This is a genomic window from Vibrio barjaei (genome assembly GCF_001639065.2).
Lineage (GTDB): Bacteria > Pseudomonadota > Gammaproteobacteria > Enterobacterales > Vibrionaceae > Vibrio > Vibrio barjaei.
This window is the reverse complement of the sequence record NZ_LQXO02000026.1, coordinates 127,542-147,698: the sequence shown is the minus strand read 5'-3', so window position 1 is coordinate 147,698 and position 20,157 is coordinate 127,542. Positions and strand designations below refer to the sequence as shown.

At 42.1% G+C, this 20,157-nt stretch carries 21 protein-coding genes and 1 pseudogene; 13 read left to right on the top strand and 9 right to left on the bottom strand.

The features are described 5' to 3' along the window. From AWH66_RS13300 to gloA, 6 genes and pseudogenes are all read left to right on the top strand, one after another. Positions 1-311 (top strand): annotated as a pseudogene (locus AWH66_RS13300) (electron transport complex subunit RsxC); the annotation flags it as partial. Further along, positions 311-1,357: an electron transport complex subunit RsxD gene (gene rsxD / locus AWH66_RS13295; protein WP_063606490.1), complete on the top strand. Its 1,047-nt coding sequence runs from the start codon at positions 311-313 to the stop codon at positions 1,355-1,357. The pseudogene AWH66_RS13300 and the gene rsxD, both read left to right, overlap by 1 nt. A 5-nt stretch (positions 1,358-1,362) precedes the next feature. Next, the gene (gene rsxG / locus AWH66_RS13290) at positions 1,363-1,995 is read left to right on the top strand and encodes an electron transport complex subunit RsxG (protein ID WP_063606489.1); all 633 of its coding nucleotides are present in this window, start codon (positions 1,363-1,365) and stop codon (positions 1,993-1,995) included. After that, positions 1,992-2,681, top strand: a complete 690-nt coding sequence (locus AWH66_RS13285) for an electron transport complex subunit E (protein ID WP_006072938.1) — start codon at positions 1,992-1,994, stop codon at positions 2,679-2,681. The genes rsxG and AWH66_RS13285 overlap by 4 nt, the downstream gene beginning before the upstream one ends. Before the next feature lie 91 nt (positions 2,682-2,772). Further along, positions 2,773-3,414 (top strand): endonuclease III, encoded by a 642-nt coding sequence (gene nth / locus AWH66_RS13280; protein WP_006072937.1) that lies wholly within the window; start codon positions 2,773-2,775, stop codon positions 3,412-3,414. Between the two features lie 18 nt (positions 3,415-3,432). Further along, a complete protein-coding gene (gene gloA / locus AWH66_RS13275; protein ID WP_038229500.1) occupies positions 3,433-3,849 on the top strand; it encodes a lactoylglutathione lyase in 417 nt (138 codons plus the stop codon). Positions 3,850-3,918: 69 nt separating this feature from the next. Here gloA and motY read toward each other — a convergent pair whose 3' ends face one another. Further along, positions 3,919-4,761 (bottom strand): flagellar protein MotY, encoded by an 843-nt coding sequence (motY, locus tag AWH66_RS13270; protein WP_420882866.1) that lies wholly within the window; start codon positions 4,759-4,761, stop codon positions 3,919-3,921. A 343-nt stretch (positions 4,762-5,104) separates the two neighbouring features. Here motY and rnt point away from each other — a divergent pair, with 343 nt between their 5' ends. Next, positions 5,105-5,758 carry a ribonuclease T gene (gene rnt, locus AWH66_RS13265; RefSeq protein WP_063606548.1) on the top strand — a complete coding sequence of 218 codons (654 nt, stop codon included), beginning with the start codon at positions 5,105-5,107 and terminating at the stop codon, positions 5,756-5,758. A 25-nt stretch (positions 5,759-5,783) separates the two neighbouring features. After that, positions 5,784-7,109 (top strand): Na+/H+ antiporter family protein, encoded by a 1,326-nt coding sequence (locus AWH66_RS13260; protein WP_063606487.1) that lies wholly within the window; start codon positions 5,784-5,786, stop codon positions 7,107-7,109. 91 nt (positions 7,110-7,200) lie between these two features. On the opposite strand, the gene AWH66_RS13255 is transcribed toward AWH66_RS13260, so the two are convergent. Further along, positions 7,201-7,539: a Grx4 family monothiol glutaredoxin gene (locus AWH66_RS13255; protein ID WP_031493434.1), complete on the bottom strand. Its 339-nt coding sequence runs from the start codon at positions 7,537-7,539 to the stop codon at positions 7,201-7,203. Between the two features lie 300 nt (positions 7,540-7,839). Here AWH66_RS13255 and sodB point away from each other — a divergent pair, with 300 nt between their 5' ends. From sodB to AWH66_RS13240, 3 genes are all read left to right on the top strand, one after another. After that, positions 7,840-8,424, top strand: a complete 585-nt coding sequence (gene sodB, locus AWH66_RS13250; protein ID WP_063606486.1) for a superoxide dismutase [Fe] — start codon at positions 7,840-7,842, stop codon at positions 8,422-8,424. Between the two features lie 122 nt (positions 8,425-8,546). Then, entirely contained in the window at positions 8,547-9,050 is a 504-nt protein-coding gene (locus tag AWH66_RS13245) for a VC2046/SO_2500 family protein (RefSeq protein ID WP_063606485.1), read from the top strand. Positions 9,051-9,258: 208 nt separating this feature from the next. Continuing rightward, the gene (locus tag AWH66_RS13240; protein ID WP_063606484.1) at positions 9,259-9,933 is read left to right on the top strand and encodes an SDR family oxidoreductase; all 675 of its coding nucleotides are present in this window, start codon (positions 9,259-9,261) and stop codon (positions 9,931-9,933) included. Positions 9,934-10,065: 132 nt separating this feature from the next. On the opposite strand, the gene adhE is transcribed toward AWH66_RS13240, so the two are convergent. Continuing rightward, the gene (gene adhE / locus AWH66_RS13235) at positions 10,066-12,765 is read right to left on the bottom strand and encodes a bifunctional acetaldehyde-CoA/alcohol dehydrogenase (RefSeq protein WP_063606483.1); all 2,700 of its coding nucleotides are present in this window, start codon (positions 12,763-12,765) and stop codon (positions 10,066-10,068) included. 659 nt (positions 12,766-13,424) lie between these two features. Here adhE and AWH66_RS13230 point away from each other — a divergent pair. Together AWH66_RS13230 and AWH66_RS13225 are read left to right on the top strand one after the other, a co-directional pair. Next, positions 13,425-14,063, top strand: coding sequence for a YchE family NAAT transporter (locus AWH66_RS13230; RefSeq protein ID WP_063606482.1), 639 nt, complete (start codon positions 13,425-13,427; stop codon positions 14,061-14,063). Between the two features lie 214 nt (positions 14,064-14,277). Further along, complete coding sequence (locus tag AWH66_RS13225) at positions 14,278-14,811, top strand: hypothetical protein (protein WP_063606481.1); 534 nt, start codon at positions 14,278-14,280, stop codon at positions 14,809-14,811. 141 nt (positions 14,812-14,952) lie between these two features. Here the strand turns inward: AWH66_RS13225 and AWH66_RS13220 are convergent, their stop codons facing one another. From AWH66_RS13220 to AWH66_RS13195, 6 genes are all read right to left on the bottom strand, one after another. Next, positions 14,953-15,639 (bottom strand): EAL domain-containing protein, encoded by a 687-nt coding sequence (locus AWH66_RS13220; RefSeq protein ID WP_063606480.1) that lies wholly within the window; start codon positions 15,637-15,639, stop codon positions 14,953-14,955. Positions 15,640-15,766: 127 nt separating this feature from the next. Beyond that, positions 15,767-16,234: a hypothetical protein gene (locus AWH66_RS13215; protein WP_062457776.1), complete on the bottom strand. Its 468-nt coding sequence runs from the start codon at positions 16,232-16,234 to the stop codon at positions 15,767-15,769. Continuing rightward, positions 16,194-16,880 (bottom strand): winged helix-turn-helix domain-containing protein, encoded by a 687-nt coding sequence (locus AWH66_RS13210; RefSeq protein ID WP_062457779.1) that lies wholly within the window; start codon positions 16,878-16,880, stop codon positions 16,194-16,196. The genes AWH66_RS13215 and AWH66_RS13210 overlap by 41 nt, the downstream gene beginning before the upstream one ends. A 373-nt stretch (positions 16,881-17,253) precedes the next feature. Next, positions 17,254-18,210 (bottom strand): OmpA family protein, encoded by a 957-nt coding sequence (locus AWH66_RS13205; RefSeq protein WP_063606479.1) that lies wholly within the window; start codon positions 18,208-18,210, stop codon positions 17,254-17,256. Positions 18,211-18,330: 120 nt separating this feature from the next. Next, positions 18,331-19,104, bottom strand: coding sequence for a F4 family fimbrial subunit (locus AWH66_RS13200; protein WP_063606478.1), 774 nt, complete (start codon positions 19,102-19,104; stop codon positions 18,331-18,333). Between the two features lie 239 nt (positions 19,105-19,343). After that, on the bottom strand, positions 19,344-20,099 hold the full coding sequence (locus AWH66_RS13195) for a F4 family fimbrial subunit (protein WP_062457787.1): 756 nt from the start codon (positions 20,097-20,099) through the stop codon (positions 19,344-19,346). Positions 20,100-20,157: the final 58 nt, after the last annotated feature.

Genomic DNA, 20,157 nt, shown 5'->3' with positions numbered 1-20,157 from the left:
ATCCAAAAAAAGCAGCCGTTGCTGCCGCTATCGCTCGTGCTAAAGCGCGTAAGCAAGCCGCTGTAGAAGCAGAGCCTAAGACTCAAGACGCTGACGCACCTACGGAAGACGATCCGAAAAAAGCAGCCGTTGCTGCCGCTATCGCTCGTGCTAAAGCGCGTAAGCAAGCCGCTGCCGAAACAGAGCCTAAGACTCAAGGTGAGGACGAGCCTGCTGTGGATGACCACAAAAAAGCGGCAGTTGCAGCTGCAATTGCACGCGCAAAAGCGAGAAAAATTGAAAAAGAACAAAATAACAAGGAGAACAACTAGTGTCTTTCTTTATTGCTAGCTCTCCACATGCTCACAGTCGTAAACGCACTCCAGATCTAATGAAAGGTGTGGCGCTTTGTGCGTTGCCAGGACTTATAGCGCAAACATACTTTTTTGGTTGGGGCACCGCTATTCAACTGTGTTTAGCGATCATTGTCGGCTTAATGCTTGAAGCGATCGTAATGCTGTTTCGTAAGCGCTCTCCTCTCTCTGCTCTTCGTGACTATAGCGCGCTCGTCACAGCTTGGCTATTGGCCATTGCGATACCGCCACTCTCTCCTTGGTGGGTCTTAGTCATCGGCTTAGTATTCGCCATAATCATTGCTAAGCACTTATATGGCGGCCTAGGACAAAACCCATTCAACCCAGCGATGGTAGCGTATGTTGTTCTACTGATTTCCTTCCCAGTTGAAATGACCAGTTGGATTACGCCGCATTCACTCTCCAGTGAACCCGTTACTTTTGTCGATGCGTTCTCACTCATTTTCTCCGGCTTTGATGCTGATGGGTATTCATTACAGCAAATTCGTACTGGTATTGATGGTATTACCATGGCGACACCGCTTGATGCCTTCAAAACGGGTATTAAAAATGGCAACACTATTGCGGAAGTCGTTCAACAGCCTATATTTGGCGGTCTAGCAGGTATTGGTTGGGAATGGGTAAACCTTGCTTATTTAGCTGGTGGCCTTATCTTACTTAAGCTACGAATCATTCAGTGGCACATTCCTGTTGCGATTCTTGCCTCGTTGACCGTGATTAGTGGTCTATTCATGCTGTTTACACCAGGTGCGACGGCATCACCAATATTACATCTGTTATCTGGTGCAACCATGCTTGGGGCATTCTTTATCGCTACTGACCCGGTATCAGCCTCGACAACGGTAAAAGGTCGATTAATATTTGGTGCATTTATCGGCGTGATGATCTTCGTAATCCGTACTTGGGGGGGCTTCCCTGACGGTGTCGCCTTCGCTGTACTGCTAGCGAATATGTGCGTTCCGCTCATAGACTATTACACTAAACCAAGAACTTATGGACATTAATCACCATGTTGAATGCAATTAGAAAAAATGGCTTAACCTTGGCTATCTTTGCCTGTGCATCAACAGGGGTAGTCGCTGTTACGCAATATCTAACCAAAGATCAAATCGTTCGCCAAGAGCGAGCACAACTTCAAGCGACGCTTAATGAAGTTATACCGCATGAACTGCATGACAATGAACTTTACGCGTCTTGTACTTTGGTGAGTGATCCGGCTCTTGGAACAACACAGCCACAGCCCGTCTATATCGCGAACATTAATAATGAACCCAAAGCCATGGCTATCGAGTCCGTAGCACCTGATGGCTACAATGGTGCAATTAAGATCATTGTTGGTATGGATATCGAAGGCACGATCCTAGGTACTCGCGTTCTGGCTCACCAAGAAACACCTGGACTAGGCGATAAAATCGACCTAAGAATTACCGACTGGGTGCTTGGCTTTACAGGCAAGCAAGTCACTGAAGATAATCAGTCACAGTGGGCCGTGCGAAAAGACGGTGGTCAATTTGATTCTTTCACTGGCGCCACTATTACACCACGTGCCGTAGTTAAAGCCGTGAAGAATACAGTAAACTACGTGAACACCCATCGCGATAAGATATTAAACCAACCACTAAATTGTGGAGGTGAAGAGTGAGTACTTCTAAAGAGTTGTTAAAAAATGGTCTATGGAATAATAACCCCGCACTAGTTCAGCTTCTTGGCCTATGTCCTCTCCTTGCAGTGTCATCCACAGTGACGAATGCGTTGGGTCTTGGCCTTGCGACCTTAGCGGTGTTAGTCGGCTCTAACGTGACCGTTTCTCTTATCAGAGACTATGTCCCGAAAGAAGTTCGAATCCCTGTATTTGTAATGATCATTGCTGCGCTAGTTACCTGCGTTCAGCTGTTAATGAATGCGTATGCTTATGGACTGTATTTATCCCTTGGCATTTTCATCCCTCTTATTGTGACCAACTGCATTATTATCGGGCGAGCAGAAGCGTTTGCCTCCAAAAATGCGGTGCTACCAGCGGCACTTGACGGCTTGTGGATGGGGCTAGGCATGACTTCAGTACTGGTCGTGCTCGGTGCCATGCGCGAACTTATTGGCAACGGTACTCTATTTGATGGTGCTGATTTGCTATTGGGGCCTTGGGCGGCGGCGCTTCGTATCGAAGTCTTCCAATTTGATAGCCAGTTCTTACTCGCCTTGTTACCACCAGGCGCATTTATCGGCGTTGGCTTTCTCATCGCTCTGAAAAATGTTATTGATAAGCAAATAGAGCTTCGTCAGCCGAAACAAGAAAAACAGCAAATAGAGCGCGCTCGTGTAACGAACTAATCACCACCCATAATAAGCCCAAGACTTTGCTAATCTTGGGCTTTTAATCACTGGAAGAACCCACTACTTTTGGGAAGAGCTAAGTCAGCCAATGAACAATATAAAAAGAAGAGAAATCCTCGAACGACTTCGAGAAAACAACCCAAAGCCAGAGACCGAACTCAATTGGAACTCACCATTTGAGCTACTTATCGCCGTTTTACTCTCTGCTCAAGCAACCGATGTTAGCGTCAATAAAGCGACCGATAAACTGTATCCCGTCGCTAATACACCTGAAGCAATGCTCGAATTGGGTGTGGATGGCGTAAAGGAATACATCAAAACTATCGGTTTGTTTAACTCTAAAGCAGAGAATGTCATCAAGACGTGCCAAATCCTAGTTGACCAACACAACAGCGAAGTCCCGGAAAACCGTGAAGCACTAGAAGCGTTACCCGGTGTTGGGCGTAAGACCGCTAATGTAGTTCTTAACACAGCGTTTGGCTGGCCTACCATTGCTGTAGACACCCACATTTATCGTGTCTCAAATCGAACTAAATTTGCGATGGGCAAAACGGTGGATGATGTAGAACACAAGTTACTAAAAGTTGTACCAAAAGAATTTAAACTAGACGTTCACCACTGGTTGATCCTTCACGGACGTTACACATGTGTCGCTCGAAAACCGAGATGTGGTAGCTGCATTATTGAAGATCTTTGTGAGTTTAAAGAAAAAGTCTATCCAGAGAATTAAAAACAAAGGAGCAATGTTATGTCTAACGGTCGTATCCTTCACACCATGCTGCGCGTGGGTGATTTAGACAAGTCAATTTCATTCTATACCGACGTTATTGGAATGAAGTTGCTACGTAAAAACGAAAATACTGAATATAAATACACCTTGGCGTTTTTAGGGTTTGGTGACGAGTCAGAAGGCGCAGTGATTGAGTTAACCTACAACTGGGGCGTGACTGAATACGATCTAGGCAGCGCTTACGGTCATATCGCTATTGGTGTCGATGATATTTACAGTACTTGCGATGCGATTAAAGCAGCAGGCGGTAACGTCACTCGTGAGCCAGGTCCTGTGAAAGGTGGCACCACTCAAATTGCATTCGTAAAAGATCCTGATGGCTACATGATTGAGCTTATTCAGAACAAACAAGCAAGTGCAGGTTTAGAGGGGTAATCTCTACTCTTTCACCACACCTCTATTTAAAACGCCAGCTTAGTTCGCTGGCGTTTTTTCCTATCAAAACTAAACTTCGGTACGCCCGAAAGAAATCACCACGCGCTGATTCTTAGCTTTACCTATTGGAGAAGAATTGTCGGCAACTGGACGACGTTTCCCATAGCCTTGAACTTGAATACGGTCTTTAGGTAGTCCCAGTGATTGGAAATAGTCTTGCAGAATCGATGCACGTTTATCGGAAAGTTGTTGGCTCTCACCTTTGGAATCAGAGGAATCCGTATAGGTCGAGACAAGAACCAAATCGATATCTTGATTGTATCGAACGTACTCGGTGATTTGCTGAAGCCTATGTTGGGAAGTCTTATTCAGCTGCTCACTATTACGATCATAATGTAAAATCGTGAATGAAATGTCTTCGAAGCTGTAAGGTAATAGATTGGCGATACAGTCACTAAAGACATTGTATTTGGCTTGGAATAAAACCGAAGACAACGAGACCTCGATTCGCTCATCTCTACTTTGCCAATCTTGATAACTGAAAGTTGGATAGCGTCCTTTTTCTAGCTCACTCAATATGCTCCAAGCAGCCTGCCCACCGACATACCCATCAAACTGCTTAAAGAATTGTAGGTTAGTAATTCTGTCGGCACTGTCACCCGGTCTCCATGGAGGCGGCAAAGACACCAAACTAACATTTCGAGTTTCGCCCATAGATCGGCGCATTTTCAGTTCAAAATCCAGATTCATCTTCTTGCTTGCACGCGCGATGAATTCCGCGTCACCGAAATTAGGAATCGGATGAACGAGCCGGCATTCTAGCGGAGAATTACTGACCATTTCCCATTGTGACTGTGTTGGTGTTGCCACATAACGTTTCTCAATTGCCGCATTGGCCGCGGTAGCAGTCATAATAGGCAACAGTGATAGTGTTAGTAAGGCTTTTAATTTCATACAGTTAAGTAACTCTTTTGCAATATACGCTACGGCACAGTTTTGCCGCTCTACGTGCTAGATGGATCTCCACATCAGATAGTGCAAAAACCTCGCCATGTTATCGACTCAATTCACTAACATACGTTTCCCCCTCCTTCTTTGTTCAGCTTGTACCCTTGCATGTTTTGATAAATAGTCATCGATCATAGCCAAGTATTATTTTTCAAACTTTGTCTGCGAAAATTAAATGACTCGTCTGGTTTTTTATAGCTGGATAATCTGCAATAATGCTGCCTTCGTCACACTAGAAAACTCTGAAATGACCGTAGAAAACGAAGCACTCACCCTAAAAAAGCGATTCCGTGGCTATTTTCCCGTCGTCGTTGACGTTGAGACCGCAGGTTTCAATGCTAAGACTGATGCGTTATTAGAGATTTGCGCAATCACTTTAACCATGGACGATCAAGGAAATTTACAGCCTGCTTCTGTCTTGCACTTTCACATAGAACCATTTGAAGGCGCTAACCTAGAGAAAGAAGCACTGGAATTTACAGGAATTCGCGACCCATTTAGTCCGCTTCGAGGTGCTGTGCCCGAACAGGAAGCACTTAAAGAAATCTACAAAGTCATTCGCAAGGAGCAAAAGCAACATGATTGCAGCCGAGCTATCATGGTTGCTCACAATGCTAACTTTGATCATAGTTTTGTTAGTGCAGCGAACGAGCGCGCTAAACTTAAGCGTGTTCCTTTCCATCCGTTTGCCACTTTCGATACAGCCACTCTAAGTGGTTTAGCTTATGGTCAAACAGTATTGGCAAAAGCTTGTAAAGCCGCAGGTATGGAGTTTGATAATAGAGAGGCTCACTCTGCCCTTTATGACACTCAAAAGACGGCTGAGCTATTTTGTCGAATCGTCAACAAATGGAAAGCGCTTGGTGGCTGGCCTATTGTTGATGAACAAGTCCAAGAATAAATAAACACAACTTTTAGAGATTAATATGAATCCTGTCGTTATTTCCGTTTGCATCATGCTGGTTTTGGCCTTGATGCGAGTTAACGTTGTCGTTGCGTTAACATTCAGTGCCATTGTTGGTGGCGTCGTATCTGGTATGTCATTGACCGAAGCTGTGAGCGCCTTTGAAGGAGGATTAGGCGGTGGTGCAACGATCGCGCTAAGCTACGCGATGCTTGGTACCTTTGCCGTGGCTATTTCAAAGTCTGGTATTACTGACCTGTTAGCACAGAGTGTTATTAAGCGTATTCACGGTAAAGAAAGCTCAGCTTCGACTACTGGCCTAAAATATGCGGTCCTTGCAGCACTCATTCTCGTTACCATGTCTTCGCAGAACATTATTCCTGTTCACATCGCCTTTATCCCAATTTTAATTCCACCTCTATTGGGCGTTTTCGCCAAGTTAAAGCTCGATCGTCGACTGGTAGCATGTGTATTAACTTTTGGTTTGGTTACGCCTTATATGGTGTTACCTGTCGGTTTCGGTGGCATTTTCTTAAACAACATTTTGCTTAAGAACCTTCATGACAACGGTTTAGAATCAGTGACAGCAGCGCAAGTGCCAATGGCAATGCTTCTTCCTGCTGCAGGTATGATCACTGGTCTTCTATTTGCTATTTTCTTTAGTTATAGAAAACCTCGTGAGTATGCTGAAACAGAGATGACTCAAATCGATGAAGAGCCGACCCACATTAATAAGAAAAACATCGCTGTAGCCATTGCTGGTATCGTCGCAGCGCTTGCTGTTCAGTTAACGTCTGGCTCTATGATCATTGGTGCACTTGCAGGTTTCATGGTGTTCACGTTTGGTGGTGTTATCGCTTGGAAAGAAACCCAAGATGTGTTCACTAAGGGTGTTCACATGATGGCAATGATTGGCTTCATCATGATTTCAGCTGCTGGGTTTGCCGCAGTCATGAAACAAACGGGCGGTGTAGAATCTTTAGTGGCAGCGCTATCAACAAGTATTGGCGATAACAAACCACTGGCAGCACTACTTATGCTTATCGTCGGTTTACTGGTCACTATGGGTATCGGTTCTTCGTTCTCAACCATCCCAATTATCGCTACTATCTATGTCCCTCTAGCACTCGCATTTGGCTTCTCGCCTATGGCAACAGTTGCTCTGGTTGGTACCGCAGCTGCACTTGGTGATGCAGGCTCTCCAGCTTCTGACTCAACCCTAGGTCCAACCTCAGGATTGAATGCCGATGGCCAACACGAACACATTTGGGAAACTGTTGTTCCAACCTTTATTCACTACAACATCCCACTGATTATTTTCGGTTGGATTGCAGCCATGGTTCTGTAACAACATCAGATACGAAAAAGGCTTGGTCATTGACCAAGCCTTTTTTATTTCTGTCATCACTCAATAAAGAGAAATGATTGAAGATACCGCGTTATGCTTCTTCTTCACCAGCATTACGTGCAGCCGCTTCTTTGATTAGTGGTTGTAGTTCACCCTTTTGGAACATTTCCATAATGATGTCACAGCCACCAATTAGCTCACCTTCAACCCATAGTTGCGGGAACGTTGGCCATTGTGCGTACTTAGGCAGTTCAGCACGAATATCTGGGTTTTGTAGAATATCTACGTAGGCAAATTTTTCACCACAACCCATTAGTGCTTGAGCAGCTTGAGAAGAAAAGCCACAGCTAGGCAATTTAGGTGAACCCTTCATGTAAAGAAGAATTGCGTTTTCTTCAATTTGCTGTTTGATTTTATCGATAGTTTCCATTGCTTCCTCGAAATGCTTTTACTGCGGATATGGTCACATTCTAGCGAATCGCCACAGAATAAAAAGCACAATAATTATGTGGTTATACTATTGTAGCTAAGATGTGATGTAGCCAACTCAAATCTTACCTACCTGAGTTCGGTTTTTAATAAGTCATAACAATAAATTTTCTTGAGAACTCTTTTAATAAAGTAAAAACTTGCTAAAATAGCAAGCAGTCAGTCAACACCCGACTCAATAATAAATATCTTGGAAGCAATCAGGGTAAAAACCCGCTAATAATCAATGGAGAAGCGAGCAATGGCATTCGAACTACCAGCACTTCCTTACGCAAAAGATGCTCTAGAACCACATATCTCAGCAGAAACTCTGGACTACCACCACGGTAAGCACCACAACACTTACGTTGTTAAACTAAACGGCCTAATTCCAGGTACTGAGTTTGAAGGTAAAACACTAGAAGAGATCGTTAAGACTTCAACTGGCGGTGTTTTCAACAACGCAGCTCAGATTTGGAACCACACGTTCTACTGGCACTGCCTAGCGCCAAACGCTGGCGGCGAACCAACAGGTGCAGTTGCTGAAGCAATCAACGCTGCATTCGGCTCGTTCGAAGAGTTCAAAGCTAAGTTCACTGATTCAGCAATCAACAACTTCGGTTCTTCATGGACTTGGTTAGTTAAGAAAGCTGACGGTTCTCTAGATATCGTAAACACTTCGAACGCAGCGACTCCACTAACAGAAGAAGGTGTGACTCCACTTCTAACTGTAGACCTGTGGGAACACGCTTACTACATCGATTACCGTAACCTTCGTCCAGACTACATGAACGGCTTCTGGGCTCTAGTTAACTGGGCATTCGTAGAAGAAAACCTAGCTAAGTAATCGTATCGATAACTGATTACCGTAAAGGCCTGCTTTCGCAGGTCTTTTTTTATGATAACCATCAATTATTACTAAAGCCCCCTGTTCTCATGCCGATAAAGAAAGAGTCGTGAGGGGTATATATGCAAATTCATAGCTTAGACAAAGCGAATTTAATCAGCGAACTACAATGTGGTACGTCACTTTGCCGTGCCGTGGAACAAGGTAGACGTGCTGATTTTTCATTAATACTGTCTATGTTTAGTCATGACTGTCGTGAAACCGGCGTCATTGAGGATATCGATACTGCTATATCGGACGAAGCAGTTCTGCGCCAGCGCTTCAACGTACCTACTGCTCAGAAGCTTCAGGGGGAACTAGATGATTATCAAACCTCAGCAGCAATCGCTAATCAATTCCACCAAGGTGGCTTGGCAAGCGCAAAGCTTCAACATTACAGCACACCTGAACCCCTAAACTACCAGCCAACAGATACCAGAGGCCTCAGTGAAGAAGTCTATCAAAACCTGTCTGGGCATACGCGTCGACAGTTGGTTCAAGGGTCGGCTAAGACCCCAAATGTAGATTACTTATATAACCGCCTTTCCACCGCCTACCGCAAAGATACGTTAGCTATCCAAGCTTAACCACACTTTATAAGTGGTTTCTAATGTAATCTTGTCCACTTTTTCCGTACACAATGTGATATGTGGCAGAAATAACCTATTCGTTTAGCACTTTTCTAGAAAAGTTTGAAGTTATTCACATTTGATTCACAGTTTTTCTACCAAGTTATTAACTCAGGGGAATGCCTTTTGGCTAAATCTATCCGAAACCGACACTTTCGGGGTAATTATGATCATTAAAAATTCAGTTGTACTTATCACATCCGCAGGGAATAGTTTGGGAGCAATGATTGCGTTGCACTTCGCTAAACTGGGTGCCCGTATTGTTTTGTGCGATGCGAATCCGTCGGCACTACTGGCTACTTATCGGCGCTGCCTCGAACTCACCGAGCTTGTCGATATGGTAAAGATTGAGGACATATCATTAGATTCGGTAGAATCTCTGTTCAATGTGATTGAGTCAAAAACTGGTCGGTCTCCTGATGTTCTAGTTAATCATTGGACGTCACTCCCACAACAATCCTTAACAGGCAGTTCATCGAACTCTAGCTTTATTCAAAAGTTTTCTATGCTCGCCTCCAGCCTATTTATGTTTGGACAAGTAGCAGCGGAACGTATGGCTATTCATCAATCAGGGGTGATCGTCAATGTGGTCGCGCAAGAGCCTGATCAGCACCATAGTGATTTGGATAACACGACGTCGATGGTAACAGGGTTTACCAAGAGTTGGGCGAAAGAGCTAAAAGCACACAATGTACGTGTTGGTGGTGTCATTCCGGTCACAACACATAACTATCACATTGCTACAAACTGGTCAGAAGTGCAGGATGAACTAACAAGAACGACAGAATACATAGTGAGTAACGATTATTTCAGTGGTCGAGTTGTGAGCACTGAAGCGTAACCGTGCACAAATCTGAGTAGCGCCCAGGCAGGTACTCTTTGAAAACCGGATAAAAAAAGCCCCTTCATTTCTGAAGGGGCTTTGTCATTTTTCCCGATTTAGATTTCGTGCTAGCGAAAATCTACAACTGAATTAAGCTTCAGCTTTCTCTTTTTTAGCTTTAGCCGCTGGCTTAGCTTCTTGGTCCGCTTTCTTCTTGATAACAGTCGTACCTTCGAAAGTTTCACCTTCAACGAATGCTTTACCGTAGTAAGCTGCTTTCAGAACTTCTTTAAGCTCAGAGATTAGAGGGTAGCGTGGGTTCGCACCAGTACATTGGTCATCGAACGCTTCAACCGCTAGCTCATCAAGCTTCGCTAGGAAGTCAGACTCAGCTACACCTGCAGCTTGAATAGAAGCTGGGATGTCTAGGTCTTGCTTAAGCTCTTCCATCCATGCTAGTAGACGTTCAATCTTCTGAGCAGTGCGGTCACCAGCCTGGCTTAGGCCTAGGTGGTCAGCTACTTCAGCGTAACGACGACGTGCTTGTGGACGGTCGTACTGAGAGAACGCAGTTTGCTTAGTTGGGTTGTCGTTAGCGTTGTAACGAACAACGTTAGAGATTAGTAGTGCGTTCGCCAGGCCGTGTGGTAGGTGGAACTCCGCACCAATCTTGTGAGCCATTGAGTGACAAACACCTAGGAATGCGTTCGCAAATGCTACACCAGCGATAGTTGCCGCGTTGTGTACTTTTTCACGAGCGATTGGGTCGTTTGCACCGTTCGCGTAGCTTGAAGGTAGGTACTCTTTAAGCATCTTAAGTGCTTGTAGAGCCTGACCGTCAGAGTATTCGTTCGCTAGAACTGATACGTAAGCTTCTAGAGCGTGAGTTACTGCATCGTAACCACCGAATGCTGTTAGAGACTTAGGCATGTTCATAACAAGGTTCGCGTCAACGATAGCCATGTTAGGAGTTAGTTCGTAGTCAGCTAGTGGGTACTTAGCACCAGTCTCGTCGTCAGTAACAACTGCGAATGGAGTAACTTCAGAACCAGTACCAGATGTTGTAGTGATACATACAAGCTCAGCTTTTTGACCCATTTTAGGGAACTTGTAGATACGTTTACGGATGTCCATAAAGCGCATTGCAAGCTCTTCGAAGTGAGTTTCTGGGTGCTCGTACATAACCCACATGATCTTAGCAGCATCCATCGGAGAACCACCACCTAGAGCGATGATTACGTCTGGTTGGAAGCTTTGCATTGCTTCAGCACCTTTCTTAACAACAGATAGCGTTGGATCCGCTTCTACGTCGAAGAAAGTTTGAACTTCCATGCCTTGAGCTTTAAGAAGCTTCACTACTTCATCACTGTAGCCGTTGTTGAATAGGAAACGGTCAGTTACTAGGAATACGCGCTTCTTACCTTCTAGGTCGCTAAGAGCGATTGGAAGGCTACCACGACGGAAGTAGATAGACTTAGGTAGTTTGTGCCACAACATGTTTTCAGCTCGCTTCGCTACAGTTTTCTTGTTGATTAGGTGTTTAGGACCTACGTTCTCAGAGATAGAGTTACCACCCCAAGAACCACAACCTAGAGTTAGAGAAGGCGCTACGTTGAAGTTGTAAAGGTCACCGATACCACCGTGAGTAGTTGGGATGTTTACAAGGATACGAGCAGTCTTCATCTTGTCACCGAAGTAACGGATGCGGTCAGCGTTAACGTCTTGGTTTGTGTACAGACCAGATGTGTGACCGATACCACCGATTTCAACCATAGTTACTGCTTGAGCAACGGCGTCTTCGAAATCGTCAGCGCGGAATAGACCTAGAGTTGGAGATAGTTTCTCGTGAGCAAATGCGTCGTCGTAAGAAACTTTACCTAGACCTTCACCAACTAGAACTTTAGTGTCAGCTGGAACTTTAACGCCTGCCATCTCAGCGATTGCTGGAGCTGGTTGACCTACGATCTTAGCGTTAAGGTTGCCGTCGATTAGAAGGACTTTACGTACTTTCTCAGCTTCAGCTTTACTTAGCACGTATGCTTTATGAGAAGCGAAACGCTCTTTAACTTCGTCGTATACAGAGTCAACAACGATTGCAGCCTGCTCAGAAGCACAAACTACGCCGTTATCGAACGTTTTTGACATAAGGATAGAAGCTACTGCACGTTTAACGTCAGCAGTCTCGTCGATAACTACAGGAACGTTACCTGCACCTACACCGATTGCTGGCTTACCAGAAGAGTAAGCTGCTTTAACCATGCCAGGACCACCAGTTGCAAGGATAAGAGCGATGTCGTCGTGCTTCATAAGAGCGTTAGAAAGCTCTACAGATGGCTGGTCAATCCAACCGATGATGTCTTTTGGAGCACCTGCTGCTACTGCTGCATCTAGAACCAGTTTAGCTGCGTCGTTAGTAGAGTTCTTCGCACGTGGGTGTGGCGAGAAGATGATACCGTTACGAGTCTTCAAAGAGATTAGAGATTTGAAGATTGCAGTAGAAGTTGGGTTAGTTGTTGGTACGATACCGCAGATGATGCCTACAGGCTCAGCGATAGTCATAGTGCCTAGGTTGTCGTCTTCGTCAAGAATGCCACACGTCTTTTCATCTTTGTATTTGTTGTAAATGAACTCAGATGCAAAGTGGTTCTTGATAACTTTATCTTCAACGATACCCATACCAGACTCTTCAACCGCTTGTTGTGCAAGAGGAATACGAGCTTGGTTAGCTGCTAGAGATGCTGCGCGGAAAATCTTGTCAACTTGCTCTTGAGAGTAAGTTGCAAATTCTGCTTGTGCCGCTTTAACGCGAGCAACCATTGCATCTAGTTCAGCCATATTTGTTACAGGCATAATGAATCTCCTAAAATAAAAAAACTAAAAACTTTTTAGTAAGTTAGCTGTTTGCCACTAATAGTTACTCTTAGGTAACTCAACTCTACTTAGTAAATTGCTTTCATGGCTGAGTATAATATTTCAGGACGTGAAAAAAATTGACTCAGATCAGTTCTGAAAAGTAATTTACCTACTTAGTAGTAACTATTAAGGGTAATGCAAGGTAAGTAATTGTTTTATAATAAATTATATTGAGTAAAATACTTAGCTCAAAATTACAGCAATCGAATGATTTTTTTAAATAAACTACAAATTTCTGTAAAAAAGTTTCATTTTTGTACAGATAAATCAAGTAAACCACCCTGCACGTGCTACAGCAAGTATATCTGCAGCCACCTCTAAAACCACCGACATCACATTTTTTTATCAAAAACGTGCTCGCGATAACAAATACGAAACAAGCTTCAATTCAGTTTGCTACTGGTATTGAAATTTATTTTCACATTCTATTCATAAATGCGACCAGCATCATTTGTCATTAGATTTTTTGTGGTTATTGAGTGACATATCGTTAGATTTTTTCATTCGCTTATCAGTAAAGGTTAGCGTACATTAGCGTCCTAAATTTGTGCCCAGCAGGCCATGTTATCCATTAGTTTCGCTAAGAGTATCGAGAAATGAGTAGTATCGAATTCGCTATTTATTTACAGTTTTTTTTGGGACTCGTTGCAGCAGTCAACCCCGTAGGGATTATGCCGGTCTTTGTGTCCTTAACCGGACACATGTCACCAGAAGATAAAAATAAGACCGCAGCCACAGCCAACATTGCTGTCGCGGTCATACTGATTACCTCCTTATTAGCAGGCCAGGTTCTGCTAGACATGTTCAGTATTTCCTTGGATTCGTTCCGAGTTGCAGGTGGCCTACTTTTATTAAGCATCGCCTTCTCAATGATGTCTGGCAAACTTGGTGAAGATAAGCAGAACAAACAAGAAAAGTCCGAGTATGTGAGTAAGGAGCAAATTGGAGTGGTTCCGCTTGCTATGCCATTAATGGCAGGCCCAGGAGCGATAAGCTCGACCATTGTCTATGGTGCTCGCTATCCAAATATGTTCGAAACTATCGGTATCATCATAACTATTGTCGCTTTTGCACTGTGCTCTTGGTTACTTTATCGTTCTGCGCCTTTAATTGTTCGTTTCCTAGGGCAAACCGGGATCAACGTAATAACTCGTATTATGGGGTTGATATTGGGTGCATTAGGTATAGAGTTCATGGCTAATGGGTTGAAAGCTCTGTTTCCGGGCCTTGCATAAGCTACTATCACTAAACCAGCCTCCCATATAAGCTTACTAAGATAGATTTATATGGGAATCCCTTCTTTAGTCATCTAAGTAATTCGCCATCTGCTCGCAACATAAGCTTACACCGTTATATTCCACCCTTTATAAAACAAGAATTGTAACACTTCACACCGATATGCAACTTTGTTAGTATCAAAAATTACCTTACCGATACAGAATTACCAAAATGCGTACTCATCCTATCTTGATGGTCATAGCAATTAACTATTCATCAGCAGTTCAAGCAAAATGGTGTTACCAAAATCCCGAGGGGCTTTGTATTCAAACTGTCCAAGAAGACGACAGCTCTATTAGAGCGCGATTTAGTCAAGACGATTACTTTAGAACATTGGCCATCGGCTACGACCTAAGAAGCAGTCGCTCTTGGTTTCACATAACTAAAGAATTTGGCAATCAAGCAGTTTTTGAAGTAAGCCGTTATTCTGATTACAACAATGAGAAAAATGAAAGTTTATGGTTTACAGCGTATCAAGCCAAAGGAGCATCGTGTTGGCGGCGAACAGAGGTTCTATACTTTTACGATAACTGGGCGGGTACTAATTTTATTCAGCCACCTAATGACTGGCCCAAATCAAACGCAGCAGAAGTTACAACGCTGGAGATAATAGAAAGAATAAACAACCTAGGGGTCATGTTTGATGACCAAGGACACCTTATTTTGTTTTGTCCTGGAGTGATTCAGGTCTCGCATAGACAATAATTTCGATTTAATTAGCGTCAAGAGAGCGCTAGCCGATACTCATCAATTTTAAAGGAGAGATGCCTGGCTGTTACCATTTAAACCGCCAGGCACTGCCTATCAACCGCTAGTTACTTATCAAAAAGATCTCAAAAGAAAAAGTTAGACGATTCTGGCATCCTCACTAATTGTCGTTTCAGGCCAAAAGAACCCCTGCATCAAATCTGCACCAGACGATATCGCCTTTTCAAGCAATTCTAAAGTTTGAACCCCTTCAACAATTACTTTAATATTCTGATCCTGATATGCACGAACTAGGTTTTTAATATCAGGTGCAAACCAGAATACTAGCTTATCTAACTTAACTCCAAACACGTTCAATTTCTCTGCTAGTAAAAGATGCTCTGCACCCACATCATCAAGCCAAACATTTACATTCGTTGCTTGTAGCATTGAAATGTTATTGCTTAGAACATTGAATTCAGCCTCTGTTAGTTGCCTAATATCGTATGAATCTTGAATTTCGATATTGAGACCAGAACCCATAAGTTTTTTCACTACCCAATCACTATCATGGTTAGCAATAATCGATAGCGGAACATTGATAAAATAATTACCCCTAAGACCCTTAAATAAATCCAGTTGCTTAATCAGTAGTTCTGTAAACTGTTTGACACTACATATTTCAAAAAATGACTCGATGTCATTATTCTCGACACCTTTGGGTAAAGTTAACACTTCTCGACCATATTCAGCCAAATTAGATGCTTGATTGAAAATTTCAACCACTGATTGTAACTTATAGATGTCGACGGATATTTTTTCGTTTTGACTGCTGTAAGATTGCATTTTATTTGATTCAATTTTTTAGATAGAAAACGAAACTTCCCTGTCCAAAACCAGCTCAAACCTTAACGGTCTACCCATGAGCAGCGTAATTAAACTTTGTAATTTAGACTATTAAAAACAAACACCACTATTCTACAAAACCTTTTTTTGGATGATCATCAAAATCAGATTTAAAAATAGCACCTCTTGGTATCTCCACCATTGAATAGGTATTTTCATCATTACTCCGAGAAAATGCACTCCAAATTTTGGATAAATGATAAATGGACAAACCACTATTTTCCACATCTAAATCTACATCACTTAATGTTACTTTCGTACCAAGATCAATATTATAAGTGTACCCACCCCAATATCCGTAAAGCGATTTTTTTATATACTTCTCTCCCGTTTCTTTATCCCAAACATCATTATAAATCACTCCCTTTTTGCATGTAAGCGAATAGTTTATACGCTCATTGTAGTCGTATAACTCAAAATTACATCCTAGGCCATTTAGAAATGGCTTGATTATATATAGCGTAAGAAAAACACTAAAAAGTATTGCTATCCAATTAGTGTATTTTAATAAAACGCTTAGTATTGTCTTCATCATAGGTGTAACCATAGAAATAATAGCCTTCAGTTAAATTATTAAAGTCACGCACTGGTATTGGCAATACAGAACACGCTTCAACATCTTTATTTTTAATGCAGTTTACATCAGGTTTTCCTGACTCCAGAGCTATATATAGCAAGAGCTGCATCATGTTATATACAATAATAAATATCCAAAAGTATTTACGACTTTTCCTAAACGCCTCTTTGCCATTCAATGCATCTCTCTCGAAGTGAGATTGTCGATCTTTAAGTACCTTTCCAGATTCGCTGTTCGTTATAGCTTCCTCAACTCCCAGTTCATCAGAAGCGGTAGATTGGAACAAAACAGATTTTACGTTCTTAGTCTCTCTTTGATAGATATGTATGTTACTATCAATCAGGACATAACCCTTTCTTGGAACTGTTTTGATATCAATTCCAGCTATCCGTAATCGACGAATAGCCATAGTTAAAGCATTCTCCACTACAATCATTCCTGGCCATCCTTTGGCAAACATATCATCTCTTGAAACGCAATCGCCTCTATTCTCGATTAATAGCTCAAGAACAGCGCTTTCTGCGGCACTGAGTTTAGCGTGTTCCCTATCAGTGCTATCTAGGATCAAGCCTGTGCTTTTCTCTAAAAAATAATCCAACTTCATCCCACCTCTTATTGTCCCTCTATAACATTAGCACTACATGGTTAAAGACTAACAATAATAACTGTATTCAATCTAACTGCGTTACTAACAGAGCCAAGTTAACCTAGGTTCTCAGGGCTACCTCCTCCGTTCTTAACCATATTAACAATAAAGTTTGGCGTATTGTAAAGTCACTTTCAAACTCTACCACTAAATAAAGGTAACAACATATAACCTAGTACTTTCAATAATATAGGTACTGATTATCTAAGTCCGACAAAGAATAACCCCACTACAACCAGGTCTACCTAATCTTATTTTTTGCTATTGAAGATTAATTCGGGGTTACTCTCTTAGGTGACGATATTATCTTGTGCTTTTTCTAATGAACCATTCAAAATTCATGTATTAAGTTGCCAATGATTATCTCTACACGACGATTTCGCTTTCTTCCTTCTTTCGTTTCATTATCCGCTCTTGGATGTTGTTCACCCTTACCGACATAGCTGATACGTTCAGAACCTATACCGTGTTGAATAAAATACTCAGCAACGCGAGCTGCCCGGCGATCGGAAAGCCATTGATTATAGGTTGTCGCTCCCGTTTTATCCGTATGCGCAACAATTCGCACATTAAGTTTTGATTTACTTCGAAGTCTCGCGAGAGGTGCTTCTAAAGCTTTGGTTGACAAGAGTGTGCTCGAGTTGGTAGCGAATAGCAGTTCATGATGGGTGACCTTTGAAGTATTCTCACTTGGTGCTGGTAATCTTGTCTCCACATATTCAAGCGGGCTCGAACTCACAGACTGTATACCTGAAACACGCTGCATTGAGTTATCAAAATAGTAGTTAAACCCCCAATAAAATTGGGTAACATTACTCTTTACTCGCTGTCCACTACCTAAGGCATTAAAATAGTCAACACCTAATTTTGTAGAAAGTCGACAGGTCAAGCGATATTCCGCACCAATGCCTAATGAACCACTAGGTCCATTGCTATTATTATTGCCCAAAAGATAACTGGCACCCACCTTGCCATATAAAGACAATTCATCCGTAATCGGCTCACCGCTCTGCAAACCTAAAGTTAAGATGTTTAAATTGGCATTTGTTTGTGGGCTCTTAATGACACTAAAGTTCGAATATGTACTGACATAGCGAGTGATATCAAATCCAACGTCGACACTAAAACTAGGAGATGTATTGACCGCGCGCCCCTTACTTTCTCTTACTTGCTCGACGATACCGAAGCCAAGCGCATTACCGAGCCAAAATTTGTTGGAGTCAACCCTCTCCTGGGCAAAAGAAACGCGAGACAGTATAATTAAAATGATGGATATAATATTTTTCATGTTATTGAAAATTCGATTATATGAACACAAACTTATAATTAACAGAGCGTTATAAAAACACCGCTCGCTATATAAATCAGGAGCGAGCGGTATTTAACTCACAGAAATTTTATCAATGCCTTACTGCCATGTCACACTTACGTTGGTGGTAGCTTCCCACGTGCCGGTTTGTAATGATGGTGATTCAGCTTTGTCTTCGGCAATAAATTCGACCTTTTGGAATCCTACACCCATAGCTGCCGCAATGTTTTGTTGATCAGGATAGAGACCATCGAGTAATTCATTAAACCAATCATAATTAGAATCGTGATTCTGCGTCACTTGATAATTTGGAGCATAAGGCATATTCAAAAGCCAAGTGAGAGCATAATTTTGTGAGCCTCGGTTAGTATGTAATAATGGGTTAACGCCTGTTTTAGACAATACTGCATACTCTCCATTAACTGTTATTTCTAGCACCCCAATTTGCTCTTGGGTCTGAATGTTTGTGGCATTAATAGTGAGTTTATTTGAACACCCCTGTAAACCTTCAAAACAATAGGCATCCAATTCCATATCCTGACCTTGGTTGTCTTGAAAGGACACCTTAGGAGCTAGCTGTGGCTGACCTTTTTTCGCGGCACTCTTCATAACAGCCTTTAGAATAGTTAGTTCGTCTACACTATCAAACAATGTATATCTGAGAGTATCACCCGATTTAGAAAAGTCACTCATGTCAATTGTTATATTATTGATCTTACCTTCAAGTCCTTCGGCAAGACTTACCTCCCATTCTGGTGCTGAATTTATTATTTTACCTGCAAATTTAATATCTTGACTATAACTAGCATTTGCTAAGCCAGATATTAGCAGACCCGACATAATAGTACTCGTGATTAGTTTCTTTTTCATCATAACATTTATCATCCTTTATAATTTAAATTAGCTATTTGCAAATTGATTTTATTTTGCACTTGATATAATACATACAGTTACCTGGATGCACTGGTTTAGCACACATCACGTATGCTAAATTTAGAACACCTTTATATTAATAAAGCCTTCTATTAGAAATGTTGCTAACTAATCGCAACATTTCTTAAAACCAAAAATTATCGTCTATTTATACTTCTTCATCATTTGAAAAATGACTTTTATTGTATGCTGACACTTATTGGTAACGTAGCCTTCCAAGGCCCCTGTATATCAAAGACACGGATGTAGGATGACTTTAACGTAATGAGCCTAGACTGAGATATTTCCTCCCAACTAGTGGAATTAAGAACATCATCAAGCCATTGAATAGTTGGCGCGACTACAGTATCTAAAGATCGTGCACCTTTATAAACTTCGCTATAATTCTCTTGGTTAAGGCTTAGGATACTTGCTGCATTAATTGATTGTGCTGCTAAATCCGATTGTGTTTCATATACCACACCTTCTTTTTTAGCAGCTAGGGCTGCGCTCGCGGTGTATTTAACTCTAAGCCAACCATCTCTTTTACCACCCCGAAAAACCGCCACGTCAGAAAAACACTCTTGTTCATAACAGCGACTATCGACCATAGTTTCGCCAATGGTAATTGAGGGAACTAACCCCAATTGGCCAATAGTAGCAGGTACTGTCATAAAACCTTCAAGAAGAGGTAAGTCATAGATACCAATGTCAAAGTTAGCGAGTATGCCATCTTTATCGGTCCCAGTACTTCTTAACGTTTTTGCTCCAGTTAATTTTTGCCTTGTTGTATCAGGAATTCTCCATACCCAAGTGGGGTTTTGATCAATAATAACGCCGGACAACTCTACGTTTGAAGTGAATAAGTTATTACTCATATCCGAGAAATTAGCGTTTGCAGAACTTATAAATGTCATACTCGAGGATATCATGATAGCCATCAATGTTTTTTTCATTGTACTTCCTTATTATGTTTTTACCGCTATTACCACCCTAAGATTGACATATTTCTAA